The following is a 12,906-nucleotide window of genomic DNA, read 5'->3' on the forward strand; positions in this document are numbered from 1 at the left end:
GCGCTGGCCATCCAGGGCGGTGAAGATGAGCGGCCGGCTTGCCGGGTCGGGCGCCGGACGAGGGTCCAGGCGCCCGCTGCGTCAATCTGCCATCTCATTGGAAGGGCATTTCCAACATACCCTATGGGGTATTACAGCAGTCGCTCCGGAGGTGCACAAGTGAGTGCGTCAATCTGCTACCCGAAGCTGGTGAAGGAACTGGCGGCCATCCTGCTGATCAAGCTGGTGCTGCTCCTGGCCATCAAGGCCATCTGGTTCGACCACCCCACCCTTCCCGCCGAGGGCGAACGGCAGGTCAGCGCGCACCTGCTGGGCACCCCCGACCCCGTATCCACCCCCACCTCATCCCCCGCCAAGGAGTCCCCGTGATGATTTCCGAAGCCGTAGTCGACCTGTCACGCCTGCAGTTCGCGATGACGGCGATGTACCACTTCCTGTTCGTGCCCCTGACGCTAGGCCTCGCCTTCCTGCTGGCGATCATGGAGTCGGTCTACGTGATGACCGGCAAGCAGGTGTACAAGGACATGACGCAGTTCTGGGGCAAGCTGTTCGGCATCAACTTCGCCCTCGGCGTCACCACCGGGCTGACCATGGAGTTCCAGTTCGGCACCAACTGGGCCTACTACTCCCACTACGTCGGCGACATCTTCGGCGCGCCCCTGGCCATCGAGGGGCTGATGGCGTTCTTCCTCGAATCCACCTTCATCGGCCTGTTCTTCTTCGGCTGGGATCGCCTGTCCAAGGTCCAGCACCTGAGCGTGACCTGGCTGGTGGCGCTGGGCTCGAACCTCTCGGCGCTGTGGATCCTGATCGCCAACGGCTGGATGCAGAACCCGGTGGGCGCGGAGTTCAACTTCCAGACCATGCGCATGGAGCTGACCGACTTCGGCGCGCTGCTGTTCAACCCGGTGGCCCAGGTCAAGTTCGTCCACACCGTGGCCGCCGGCTACGTGACCGGGGCGATCTTCGTCCTGGCCATCTCCAGCTACTACCTGCTGAAGAAGCGCGACCAAGGCTTCGCCCGCCGCTCCTTCGCCATCGCCTCGGCCTTCGGCCTGGCCTCGATCCTCTCGGTGATCATCCTCGGCGACGAGTCCGGCTACGAGATCGGCGACGTGCAGAAGACCAAGCTGGCCGCCATCGAGGCCGAGTGGAACACCGAGCAGGCGCCGGCCGGCTTCACCCTGTTCGGCATCCCCGACCAGGAGCAGATGCGCACCCATTACGCGATCAGGATTCCCTATGCGCTGGGCATCATCGCCACCCGCTCGCTGGACAAGGAGGTCACCGGCATCAAGGACCTGCTGGTGCAGCACGAGGCGCGCATCCGCAACGGCATGCAGGCCTACGCGCTGCTGGAGCGGCTGCGCGGCGGCGACACCTCCGCGGCCACCCTCGCCGCCTTCGATGATGTGAAGCAGGACCTGGGCTACGGCCTGCTGCTGAAGAAGTACACCGACAAGGTGGTGGACGCCAGCGAAGAGCAGATCCGCCTGGCCACCCTGGACACCATCCCCGACGTGCTCACGCTGTTCTTCAGCTTCCGCGCCATGGTCGCCTGCGGCTTCCTCATGCTCGCCCTGTTCGCCTGCGCCTTCTGGGCCTCGGCGCGCAAGAACGAGGAGCGCAAGCCCTGGCTGCTGAAGTGGGCGCTGCTGAGCCTGCCGCTGCCCTGGATCGCCGCGCAGACCGGCTGGTACGTCGCCGAGCACGGCCGCCAGCCCTGGTCCATCGGCGAGGTGCTGCCGGTGCACCTGTCCGCCTCCAGCCTGGGCACCCACGACCTGTGGGGCTCGCTGATCGCGCTGGTGGCCTTCTACAGCCTGCTGCTGGTGGTGGAGCTGTACCTGATGATCAGGTTCGCCCGCCTCGGCCCGTCGAGCCTGCACACCGGCCGCTACCACTTCGAGCAGGGCGCCGCGCAGCGCCCGGCCATTGCCTGAGGAGCCCGCCATGGACTACGAAACCCTGAAGATCACCTGGTGGGTGCTGATCGGCGTGCTGCTGATCGGCTTCGCCCTCACCGACGGCTTCGACATGGGCGCCATGGCGCTGCTGCCCTTCGTCGCCCGGGACGACCACGAGCGCCGCGTGGCGATCAACACCATCGCCCCGCACTGGGACGGCAACCAGGTGTGGTTCATCACCGCCGGCGGCGCGCTCTTCGCCGCCTGGCCGATGGTCTACGCCACCGCCTTCTCCGGGCTCTACTGGGCCATGCTGCTGGTGCTGTTCGCGCTGTTCTGCCGGCCAGTGGGCTTCGACTACCGCAGCAAGCTGGAGAACCCGCGCTGGCGCGCGGCCTGGGACTGGGCGCTGTTCGTCGGCGGCTGCGTCCCGGCGCTGGTGTTCGGCGTGGCCTTCGGCAACCTGTTCCTGGGCCTGCCGTTCAACCTCGACGAAATGATGCGGCCGACCTACAGCGGCTCGTTCTTCGCCCTGCTCAACCCCTTCGCCCTGCTCGCCGGGGTGGTCAGCCTGAGCATGCTCTGCCTGCACGGCGGCGCCTGGCTGATGCTGCGCACCGACGGCGCCCTGGCCGAACGCTCGCGCCGCGCCGCGCAACTGTGCGCGCTGGTGTACCTGGCGGCCTTCATCGGCGCCGGGCTGTGGCTCAGCCTGGGCATGCACGGCTTCAGCCTGGCCTCGGCGGTGGACGGCAACGCCGTGCTCAACCCGCTGCACAAGCAGGTGACGCTGGACAACGCCGGCTGGCTGGCCAACTACCACAAGCAACCGCTGACCATGCTGGCCCCGGCGCTGGGCATCCTCGGCGGGCTGCTCGCCCTGGCCAGCGCCAGCGGCAACAGGGGCGGCCTGGCCTTCCTCGGCAGCGCCCTGGCCATCGTCGGCACTATCTGCACCGCCGGCTTCGCCCTGTTCCCCTTCGTCTTCCCCTCCAGCGAGAACCCGGCGGCCAGCCTGACGCTGTGGGACGCGGTGTCCAGCCACAAGACCCTCGGCATCATGTTCGCCGTGGCCTGCATCTTCGTGCCGCTGATCCTCTGCTACACGCTCTGGGGCTACGTGCGCATGTGGGGCCGGCTGAGCCGCGGGCACATCGACGCCAACCCCCACGGACTCTACTGAGGAGCGACAAGCATGTGGTACTTCACCTGGATTCTCGGTGTGCTGCTGGCCTGCAGCTTCGGCATCATCAACGCCCTCTGGCTGGAAACCACCCAGGACCTGGACAGCGATGACCGCCGCCAGTCCTGAGCGCGCCCTGCGCCGCCGCTGGAGCCGCGCGCTGTCGTTGCTGCTGGCGGCGCCGCTGGCGCTGGTGCTGCTGATCCACCCGGCGCTGATGCTCGACGCCAACGGCGGCTACAGCCACGGCCTGCTGATGCTGGTGATGCTCGGCGTGAGCGGCGGCTTCGTCCACGGCGTGGGCTTCGACCCGCGCGGCCGGCTATGGGCGCTGCTGTTCGGGCCGCCCGTGGCCTGGCCGCTGATGCTGCTGGGCTATGGCCTGCTGCTCTATGCGCGGACGAGTTGAGGCCGGCTCACATCGAAAGCGCCAGGCCAAACCTGAACAACAGTTGAACGGTGCGGTCATCGCGCATGGAAACAGTCCGGAAGCCTTGACCCAGGTCATTCGTTTCCGGCCTCCGGCGAAAACATAGTGGAACCGAGCGCCCGAGGGGGCCAGGCATGGACGCCGGCGAGTTATCCCACCCTCGGGCGCTCCCCCATCGCAGCGTAGGGCGCATAACGCCCCAGGGCGTTATCCGCCGTTGGCCCCGACTCCGGCGTTCCGGCCGTCGTAGGATGGGTTGAGCTTGCGATACCCATCGGGCCATGGTGATGGGTATCGCTTCGCTCAACCCATCCTACGAAAAGCGCCTCGCATGGCGGGTAAGACAAGCTGCCACGGCACCGTGCCCATGTAGGAGCGGACCTTGTCCGCGATTTTCGGCTGCGGGCCGGAACATTGGTGACAGGTCTAAGAGCCCCTCTCCCTAACCCTCTCCCTGAAGGGAGAGGGGACCGTTGGGCAGGGTTTGATGTTATGGCGTTAGCCGGCAATCTCGGCAGTTTCCGGCAGGAACCACTACCTTTCTCGGCACGGACAAGCCCCCTCTCCCTTCAGGGCGGGGCGCGCAGCCGAGGGCTGGGGAGAGGGCGCTCCAAAGCCCAACACCCAAAGCCGCAGGCACACACCATTCGCAAGCGCGATTCGCGGATGAGATCCGCTACGGGCGGCCCCGGCACCGTGCCCCATGTAGGAGCGCGCCCTGCGCGCGAAATCGCGGGCAGGACCCTACGGTTCCAGGAAGCACGGCTTTTCGTAGGATGGGTTGAGCTTGCGAAACCCATGCGGTTGCGCTGATGGGTATCGCTTCGCTCAACCCATCCTACGAAGAGCACCTCGGCGCAAGACAGTTGCTCCTACGCAAAGCTCTCCGATCCCCCATGAAAAAGCCGCCACGACGCATGGGGTCGTCGTGGCGGCCAAGGGGAATGAATCGGACGGCCGAAGCCGGCATTCACGAACTCAAGGTGGCTTGAATGAAGTCAATGGACAACCCTCGATATAGGGAGCATGCGGTATCAACTGATACTTCGAAAAATCTTTAAATCCGCAACTAACCTAGAACTTCGCCTCCAGGTCCAATTGCAACGTATCGATATCCGCATCTTTACGCGAACCACTGGCGGCATCCAACCTGGCCATGAAATAAGTGGCACCCAGGGCGAAGTTCTTGTCGATGTCGTAGGCAACCTTGAACTTGTGACCACGAGATGCGGTGTAACCATTGGCGAAGTCCGAATCGGTAAATGCCCCGACCACCGCATTACGCTGCACATCGCGATAGTTGTAGTCGAAGCTGAAGTCACCCACCTTGGTCTTCGCGCCGGTCAGCCAGGCAGTATCTTCGTTGCTATCGGTCGCCTGGTTGACCACGTATTGCCCATAAAGCGAAAGCGGAACCGGCAGGTTGCCGAAGTCCAGCTGGCCGAAGCCTTCGTAGAGGCGGAAGTCCCTGGTGGTGTTGCCGTTGGCGGAAAGCTGGCAGGGCGTCGTGGTGGCCGAGCCGCAGGCACTGTCGGTGTCGTTGTCGTAGGCGTAGAGGCTCGCCCCGAGGGTCGCCTTGATGCCGTCGATGGGCGCGAAGCGGGCGCCGAACTGGCCGCTGTACAGGCGCAGGTCGTGCTGGAAGGCGTAGCCTTCGCCGTCGACGTTGTCCTTCAGGTTGAAGTAGCCGGCGCTGCCGAACAGCTCGGCGCTGCCACCCAGCGGGTATTTGTAGGTGGCGGCGAAGCCTTCGGGGTTGATGTCACCGTCCCAGATGACATCGCCTTCGCTAACCCACGGCTGGTTCATCTTGCCGCCGATCAGGTGCAGGTTCTTCACCACCGCGGGGTGGAAGTCGATGTAGGCCTGGTCCAGCCACAGCTGCTTCTTGTCGAAGTAGTTGTCCATGCTCTGGTTGGTCGAGCGGGCGTCGTCGCCACTGCCGGTGGCGATGCGGATGCCGGTGTCCACCTGCGGGTTGATCTGGCTGTAGAAGGCGACCCGCGCGCGGATGCGCTGGCGGTTCTGGTCGCCCTTGCTGCCGCTGTTCTGCGCATGCACGGTTTCCTGGCGCACGCGGACGTCGCCCTTCACCTGGGTCCTGGCGGCCCAGGCGATGCTCTGCTCGAAGGCGCTCATTTGCTCCTTCTTCGCCTTGGCCTGCTCCGCAGCGGCCTGGTTCTCCCTGTCCAGCTCGGCCGTGAGTTCGGTGTACTGGGCGGCGCTGATCGAGCCATTGGCCTTGAGCATTTCCAACAGCCTGGCATCGACCCCCGCCTGCGCCGGCACACTCAGAACGAGCAATGCCCCGGCACAAATCCCCATCCCGCCCAGTGCAGAAATACTACGCATCAAGAATCTCCTGAAATCCGATAAAGACGGCAACTGCCACCCAATTAATTCGGTTCCCACAAAGTTCTCCGCCACCGGCGAATACCTTGTCCCCAAACCGGGGCCGATTCTTGTTTTTCGAATATTTCAGAATGATTTCAAGCGAAGGCGGAACATGAACCAGCAGAACATCAAGAGCCCCTGCAGCCCTTATGGATTGCGGATTCATATACTATTTGGCGAGGGTGTTTTTACGCGCAGCGGCTATATTGGCGAGCGGGAAATACCTAGCATTTTAAAAGTGAAGAACCCTCCTATCTTCGGTCGAGTGGAAGTTCTTCCGAGTCGCTGGATAGATTGGCCTCGCCGCCTCAGTTCCAACCCCAGAACATCAACCACCAGCCGCCCAGCACCGGCACGCAGGCCAGCGCCAGGCAGGCCAGCGCGGCTGGCTGGCGCAGGGGCGCGACACCGCGGCGACGGAGGATCCGCCAGCCCAGCCACAGCGTCCAGGCACAGGCGCCCGCCAGCAGCAGGGCCCGCGCCGGCTGCACCCAGCCGAGGGCCAGCCCTTCGTAGCGCAGCAGTTTCACCGTGGTGGCAGAAAGCCCCAGGAACAGCCCGCAGCCGCCCAGGGGAATCAGCGCCTGGGCCAGGTGCCCGTGCAGCCCCCGCCCTTTCCCCGACACCCTGCCGGCCAGGCGCAGCAGCGCCGTCAGCCAGGTGCCCATGAGCAGCGCCCAGGCCAGCACGTAGAAAACCAGCACGCCGCCGTCGAGCCAGGTGAAGAGGTCGTTGTTCTGCGGGTAATGCGTCAGCACCCACCAGGGCGCGTTGGCCTCCAGCGGCCAGAGGATGCCCCGCTCCACTAGCCACTCCGCACTCGTCTGCTTGAGCGCGATGAACCAGGGGCTGAGCGTCCAGTTGAAGGCGCCCATGGCCAGGCCGATCACCCCGAACAGCAGCAGGCGCGCCGGCCAGGGGCTTTCCGTGCGCTGGCCGTGCACGACGATTTCCTCGTTCGGCCAGCGCGGGCTCAGGGCCACGGCGCCGCGCTGGCCGCTGCAGCGGCCGCAGGAATGGCAGTCGGCGCAGCCGCTCATGCGGCGGATGTCGATCAGCGGGGCGCAGTTGGGCGTCGGCAGGTGCGGCCCGGCATTGGCCAGCCAGCGCGCCTCGTCGACGCGGAAGTGCACCGGCGCCAGCCGCGCGAGCAGGTTGAACACGCCGCTGACCGGGCACAGGTAGCGGCACCAGACGCGCTTGCCGCGCCCGTAGAGGAAGCCCACCAGCATCGCCGCCAGGGTCGAGCCGCCGAGGATCAGCAGCGCCGGCAGCGCGTAGTCGTAGACGCTGACCAGTTGCCCGTACAGGGTGGTCAGGCAGAAGGCCAGGAACGGCCAGCCGCCCCAGCGCATCCAGCGCGGCACGCCGCGCCCGCGGCCATGCCGGCTCGCCCATTCGCTGAGCGCGCCCTCGGGACAGAACAGCCCGCACCAGAGCCGCCCGAACAGCAGCATCGACAGCAGCACGAAGGGCCACCAGATGCCCCAGAACACGAACTGCGCGAACACCGCCAGGTTGTCCAGCATGCGCGCCTGGGCCGGCGGCAGGTCCAGGCACGCCGGGACGATCAGCAGCACCGCGTAGAACAGCACCACGGTCCATTGCAGGGCGCGGATCAGCCCGGCATGCCGGCGCATGCCGTCCCCCAGCCGGGCCAACGACCGGGTCAGCAAGAGGGAAGGCGCGCCCTTCATGCCAGCCGGGCCTCGACACGGCGCTCACCGCGCCGGCACAGGTAGCTCGCCAGCGCCCAGTAGGCCGGCAACAGCAGCACCGCCAGCAGCGAGGGCGCGGCGCGGTATCCGGCGAAGCCGGCCAGGGCGGCACCCAGGCCGTGGCCGTCACTGAGCCAGGCGGAGGTGTCCCAGAGCGGATCGCCGAACAGCCCGTAGCACCATTCGGGCAGGTCCAGCGCCATGACCTGCCCCGCCACCCGGTCCAGCGCCGCCATCAGCAGGGCGCCGCCGAGCAGCAGCAGGAGGACTTCGCTGACGCGGAAGAAGCGCCGCCAGGTGAGTATCCGCGAGGACCACTGCAGCGCGGCGTAGGTGGCCAGCGCCAGCAGGAAGCCGAGCACGCCGCCCAGGGCGAACCAGCTCCAGTCCGCCCCCTGCTGCGCGCCGATGCCATAGAGGAACACCACCGTCTCGCTGCCTTCGCGGGCCACCGCCAGCATCGCCAGCAGCAGCACGCCCCAGCCGCCATCCTCGGTGATGCTGCGCTCGGCGTCCCGCTCCAGCTGGCGCTTCATGCCGCGCCCATGGCGGTGCATCCACACCACCATCTGCAGGATCAGCAGGCTGGCGCAGAGCACCATGGCGGCCTGGAACCATTCGCCGGACGGCCCCGCCAGCCACTCCCCGGCGAGCATGAACAGCGCGGCCAGCGAGCAGGCCAGCACGACGCCCAGCCCTACCCCGCTCCAGAGCATGCGCAGGCCACGCGCCGGCTCCGGGCGATGGCAGAGCCAGGCATGCAGGATGCCGACGACCAGCAGCGCCTCGACGCTCTCGCGCCAGACGATGAACAAGGATTGCAGCATGCTTGGCTCCCGGTCAGTGCGCCACGATCTCGCCTTGCGGCAGGTCCATGTGGAATTCGTCGAAGAAGGGATAGCGGCCGGGACGCAGGGGGTGGATCACCACGAACGAGGTGACGCCCGGCGAGAGCACCTTCTCCACCCGCAGCGGCGTGCTCTCGAACTCGGCCGGCCCGCTGCCGGCGTTGCGCACCACGACCTTGAAGCGCTGCCCGGCGGGCACTTCCAGGGTCTGGGGGGTGAAGTGGCCATCGTTGATGGTCAACTCATAGGTGGGAAGCGGCGCTGCCTGCGCGGCAACGGCGAACGACAGTGCCAGCAGGCAGAAGAACGAGCGCAACATGACGGCCTCGCGACTCTCGGGGAAGGTAACGCCGCACCCGCAACGGGTGCGGCCCGCGCATCAATAGCCGCCTTTCTTGCCGATGCCGGCGTAGGTGAAGTCGTATTCCACCTTGCAGGTCTCGAACCAGGGCGCCACGCCGGTTTCCTTGTCGACGTGGCGGCCGAACATGGAGGCCTCCGACGGCGGCAGGATGGTGTAGGTCAGGTGGTACTTGCCCGGGCCGAGCAGCTTGATGTTGTCGCCGTAGTGCGGGCCGTCGCTGGCCACCATGCCGTGGAAGTCGCCCTTGAGGACCTGGTCGCTGCCGTCCTTGCGCAACTCGTAGGCCACCCGCAGGTAGGGAATCCAGCTGCCTTCCTGGAAGCCGTTGGGGTTGTCGGCGGTGGCGGCGATGTCGGCCTCAAGGTGCACGTCGGACTGCGCGGCGGCGCGCATCATCCCGGGCGGGTCCATCTCGATCGGCTGCAGGTACACCGCGCCGATCTCCATCCCGCCGCAGGCCTGCGGCGCGCCGATGGGGTACTCCTTGGCCGCCGCGAACGGGGCGGCGAGCGCCAGTATCACGGGAACGGCGCGGTTGATTCGCATGGTCTTCTCCTTGGCTCGACAGATGAGGAATCGCGAGCTCGCATTTAGGGACCAAACGACGCCATTGAGAATGATTTGTATCAAGAATTCCTGAAGTAAATCCGCAAACCTGCGCGGCGAGGACAGGAAGACCAGGGCTGTCCACTTCCAGGCTCACGGCGTTGATCGCCGATAGGCCTGCCCGGCGCAGAAGAGGGAGCGCCAGGCGGCGCTCCCCTTTTCCCGGCCCTGCCCTACCAGAGCGGCAAGGTGTAGCTGGCGATCAGCCGCGTCTCGTCCAGGTCGTTGCCGAAGCTGCTGCGGAAGGTGCTGTTGCGCACCTTGAAGCCGAGGTTCTTCAGCGCCCCGTCCTGCACCACGTAGCCGATGTCGGTGTCGCGCTCCCACTCCTTGCCGTCGCCCTGGCCGTTGAGCAGGTCGACGTTGTCGCCGCGCAGGTAGCGCGTCATCAGGCTCAGGCCGGGCAGGCCGAGGGCGGCGAAGTTGTAATCGTAGCGCAGTTGCCAGGAGCGTTCGTCCTTGTTGGCGAAGTCGCCGATCTGCACGTAGTTGACCAGGTACGGATCGGTGCCGGTCAGGTAAGCGAAGCCGGTGTCGCCGGACATGCGCTGGTAGCCCAGGCCGAAGGCGTGGTTGTCGAGCCTGTAGGTGAACATCGCGTTGAGCGCGCGGTTGTCGATGTTGCTGCCGCCGTCGTCGGTGGAGCGTGCCCAGCGGATGTCGGACTTCAGCGACTGGCCGGCGGCGATCGGCAGCACGTGCACCAGGCCCAGGTAGTGCTGGCGGTAGAGGTCTTCGAGATTGGCGTAGTGGTAGCTGGTGCTCAGGCGCTCGCTCCAGCGGTAGGTGCCGCCGGCCAGGTTGAAGCGGTCGCTGCTGAGGTGGCTGCCGGCGTCGATGTTGCGCTTGTTGCCGCGGGTGACGCTGAGGTCTTCGGCGTTGGACGAGTCGCGCTGCTTGACCTGGCGCAGCTGGCCGGCCTGCAGGTCGAGGTCGTCGAGTTCCTTCGACTCCACCAGCGCGCCCTGGAAGGTCTGCGGCAGCAGGCGGGTGTCGTTGTACTGCACCACCGGCAGCTTAGGCAGCAGGGTGCCGACTTTCAGGGTGCTGCGGGAGAAGCGCAGCTTGGCGGTCAGGCCGAGGTCGCTGTAGTCGTCGGCGGCGCGGCCGCTGCTGGCGGAATACGGCAGCAGCCCGGAGCCGGAGCGGTCGGGGCTGGAATCGAGCTTGAGGCCCAGCAGGCCGAGGGCATCGATGCCCACGCCGACGGTGCCGTCGGTGTAGCCGGACTCGTAGCGCAGCAGGAAGCCCTGCGCCCACTCCTCCGAGTAGGACTGTTTGGCGCCGCTCTGGCGGTAGTCGCGGTTGAAGTAGAAGTTGCGCATTTCCAGGCTGGCCTTGCTGTCGGCCAGGAACCCGGCATGGGCGAACGGGGGCAGCAGCGCCAGTCCGGAGACCAGCACAGGGAGTCGACGAATAGTCATTGTTGTTGTTTCTTTGCAGGGTGTTGGCGAAACGCCGGGCCGGCGGAGTCCGGCCCGGCAAGGGATGGGCTGGGGCTCAGACGGCCTTTTCCAGCGCCGGTACGAGCTCGAACAGATCGCCCACCAGGCCGTAGTCGGCGACCTGGAAGATCGGCGCCTCCTCGTCCTTGTTGATGGCCACGATGACCTTGGAGTCCTTCATGCCCGCCAGGTGCTGGATGGCGCCGGAGATGCCCACCGCGATGTAGAGCTGCGGCGCGACTATCTTGCCGGTCTGGCCGACCTGCATGTCGTTCGGCACGAAGCCGGCGTCGACCGCGGCGCGGGAAGCGCCGACGGCAGCGCCCAGCTTGTCGGCCAGGGCGTAGAGCAGCTTGAAGTTGTCGCCGTTGCCCATGCCGCGGCCACCGGAGACCACGATCCTGGCGGCAGTCAGCTCCGGGCGGTCGGACTTGGCCAGCTCTTCGCCAATGAAAGTCGAGCTGCGGGCATCGAAGACCTCGCCCAGCGCCTCGATGCTGGCACTGCCGCCTTCGGCGCTCACCGCATCGAAACCGGTGGTGCGTACGCTGATGACCTTGATCGGCGCCGAGGACTGCACGGTGGCGATGGCGTTGCCGGCGTAGATCGGGCGCTTGAAGGTGTCGGCGCTGAGCACGTCGACGATCTCGGAAATCTGGTCGACATCCAACAGCGCAGCGACGCGCGGCAGGTAGTTCTTGCCGTTGGTGGTGGCCGGGGCCAGCAGGTGGGTGAAGTTCTGGGCGATGGAAACCACCAGCGGCGCGATGTTCTCCGGCAGCTGGTGGGCGTAGGCGGCGTCGTCGGCGACCAGCACCCTGGCAACGCCCGCGATCTTGGCGGCGGCTTCGGCCACGGCGCCGACGTTCTGGCCGGCGACCAGCAGGGCGACATCGCCACCGATCTTCTGTGCGGCAGCGACAGTGTTCAGCGTCGCCGCGGCCAGCGCGCCATTCGAATGTTCTGCAATAACCAGGACAGCCATCAGATCACCTTCGCTTCGTTCTTCAGTTTCTCGACCAGTTCGGCCACGGACTTGACCTTGATGCCGGCGCTGCGGGCCGCCGGCGCCTCGACCTTTAGGGTCTTGACGGTGGAGCCGGTGGACACGCCGAGAGCGTCCGGGGTGATCACCTCCAGCGGCTTCTTCTTCGCCTTCATGATGTTCGGCAGCGATGCGTAGCGCGGCTCGTTCAGGCGCAGGTCGGTGGTGACGATCGCCGGCAGGTTCAGCGCGACGGTCTGCAGGCCGCCGTCGATTTCACGGGTGACATTCACCTTGTCGCCTGCGACTTCGACCTTGGAGGCGAAGGTGCCCTGGGCATAGCCAGTCAGCGCGGCGAGCATCTGGCCGGTCTGGTTGTTGTCGCTGTCGATGGCCTGCTTGCCGAGGATCACCAGTTGCGGCTGCTCCTTGTCGACCACGGCCTTGAGCAGCTTGGCGACGGCCAGGGAGTTCAGCTCGTCGTTCGACTCGACCAACAGGGCGCGGTCGGCGCCCAGGGCCAGGGCGGTGCGCAGTTGTTCCTGGGCGGCGCCGGGGCCGACCGAGACCACCACGATCTCACTGGCGACGCCCTTTTCCTTCAGGCGCACAGCCTCTTCCACGGCGATTTCGCAAAAGGGGTTCATGGACATCTTCACGTTGGCGAGATCGACGCCGGAGTTGTCCGCTTTCACCCGGACCTTCACGTTGTAATCGACCACGCGCTTTACCGCGACCACTACCTTCATTCGACTCTCCTCTGGGTTGCAGGTGCGTAGGGCGAATAACCGTTCGCGGTTATCCGCCGCTTGACCTTGGTTTGGCGACGCGCGGGGCTAGACCTCGGCAGCACCGCCCGCAATTGGTGTGGGCTCGCGAGCAAGCTCGCTCCTACGATGCGTCCGCCTCCGAGCCCACCTGTCGTACCAACCGCGCCGAAGGGCTCTTCGTAGGATGGGTTGAGCTTGCGATACCCATCGGCCCCCAGTGATGGGTATCGCTTCGCTCAACCCATCCTACGAAGCT

The 12,906-nt window shown here is 66.2% G+C and carries 13 protein-coding genes; 5 read left to right on the forward strand and 8 right to left on the reverse strand.

Features of this window, described 5'->3' with window-relative positions; translation table 11 throughout:
* Positions 1-159 precede the first annotated feature (159 nt).
* Genes cydP through IG194_RS00715 form a run of 5 tightly spaced genes read left to right on the forward strand, consistent with a single transcriptional unit; the run spans position 160 to position 3,499 of the window.
* Entirely contained in the window at positions 160-369 is a 210-nt protein-coding gene (gene cydP / locus IG194_RS00695) for a cytochrome oxidase putative small subunit CydP (protein ID WP_225617154.1), read from the forward strand.
* Entirely contained in the window at positions 369-1,943 is a 1,575-nt protein-coding gene (locus tag IG194_RS00700) for a cytochrome ubiquinol oxidase subunit I (RefSeq protein WP_064987542.1), read from the forward strand. Before cydP ends, IG194_RS00700 begins: the two co-directional genes overlap by 1 nt.
* 10 nt (positions 1,944-1,953) lie before the next feature.
* On the forward strand, positions 1,954-3,090 hold the full coding sequence (gene cydB / locus IG194_RS00705; RefSeq protein WP_058490137.1) for a cytochrome d ubiquinol oxidase subunit II: 1,137 nt from the start codon (positions 1,954-1,956) through the stop codon (positions 3,088-3,090).
* 12 nt (positions 3,091-3,102) lie between these two features.
* Complete coding sequence (gene cydX, locus IG194_RS00710) at positions 3,103-3,219, forward strand: cytochrome bd-I oxidase subunit CydX (RefSeq protein ID WP_009623142.1); 117 nt, start codon at positions 3,103-3,105, stop codon at positions 3,217-3,219.
* On the forward strand, positions 3,200-3,499 hold the full coding sequence (locus IG194_RS00715) for a cyd operon YbgE family protein (protein ID WP_043318342.1): 300 nt from the start codon (positions 3,200-3,202) through the stop codon (positions 3,497-3,499). Before cydX ends, IG194_RS00715 begins: the two co-directional genes overlap by 20 nt.
* Positions 3,500-4,594: 1,095 nt before the next feature.
* Here the strand turns inward: IG194_RS00715 and IG194_RS00720 are convergent.
* From IG194_RS00720 to IG194_RS00755, 8 genes are all read right to left on the reverse strand, one after another.
* On the reverse strand, positions 4,595-5,872 hold the full coding sequence (locus IG194_RS00720) for a putative porin (protein ID WP_058490138.1): 1,278 nt from the start codon (positions 5,870-5,872) through the stop codon (positions 4,595-4,597).
* A gap of 350 nt (positions 5,873-6,222) precedes the next feature.
* Positions 6,223-7,611, reverse strand: coding sequence for a 4Fe-4S binding protein (locus tag IG194_RS00725; RefSeq protein ID WP_058490139.1), 1,389 nt, complete (start codon positions 7,609-7,611; stop codon positions 6,223-6,225).
* Positions 7,608-8,459: an FTR1 family iron permease gene (locus IG194_RS00730; RefSeq protein WP_058490140.1), complete on the reverse strand. Its 852-nt coding sequence runs from the start codon at positions 8,457-8,459 to the stop codon at positions 7,608-7,610. The genes IG194_RS00725 and IG194_RS00730 overlap by 4 nt, the downstream gene beginning before the upstream one ends.
* 13 nt (positions 8,460-8,472) lie before the next feature.
* On the reverse strand, positions 8,473-8,799 hold the full coding sequence (locus tag IG194_RS00735; protein ID WP_009623168.1) for a cupredoxin domain-containing protein: 327 nt from the start codon (positions 8,797-8,799) through the stop codon (positions 8,473-8,475).
* Between the two features lie 60 nt (positions 8,800-8,859).
* Positions 8,860-9,390 carry an iron transporter gene (locus IG194_RS00740; RefSeq protein WP_009623170.1) on the reverse strand — a complete coding sequence of 177 codons (531 nt, stop codon included), beginning with the start codon at positions 9,388-9,390 and terminating at the stop codon, positions 8,860-8,862.
* A gap of 233 nt (positions 9,391-9,623) precedes the next feature.
* Positions 9,624-10,874: an OprD family porin gene (locus IG194_RS00745; RefSeq protein WP_058490141.1), complete on the reverse strand. Its 1,251-nt coding sequence runs from the start codon at positions 10,872-10,874 to the stop codon at positions 9,624-9,626.
* 76 nt (positions 10,875-10,950) lie between these two features.
* Entirely contained in the window at positions 10,951-11,880 is a 930-nt protein-coding gene (locus IG194_RS00750) for an electron transfer flavoprotein subunit alpha/FixB family protein (RefSeq protein WP_058490142.1), read from the reverse strand.
* Positions 11,880-12,629, reverse strand: a complete 750-nt coding sequence (locus tag IG194_RS00755; RefSeq protein ID WP_058490143.1) for an electron transfer flavoprotein subunit beta/FixA family protein — start codon at positions 12,627-12,629, stop codon at positions 11,880-11,882. The genes IG194_RS00750 and IG194_RS00755 overlap by 1 nt, the downstream gene beginning before the upstream one ends.
* Between the last annotated feature and the right edge of the window lie 277 nt (positions 12,630-12,906).

It is taken from the genome of Pseudomonas sp. ADPe (assembly GCF_014843515.1).
Taxonomy (GTDB): domain Bacteria; phylum Pseudomonadota; class Gammaproteobacteria; order Pseudomonadales; family Pseudomonadaceae; genus Pseudomonas; species Pseudomonas citronellolis.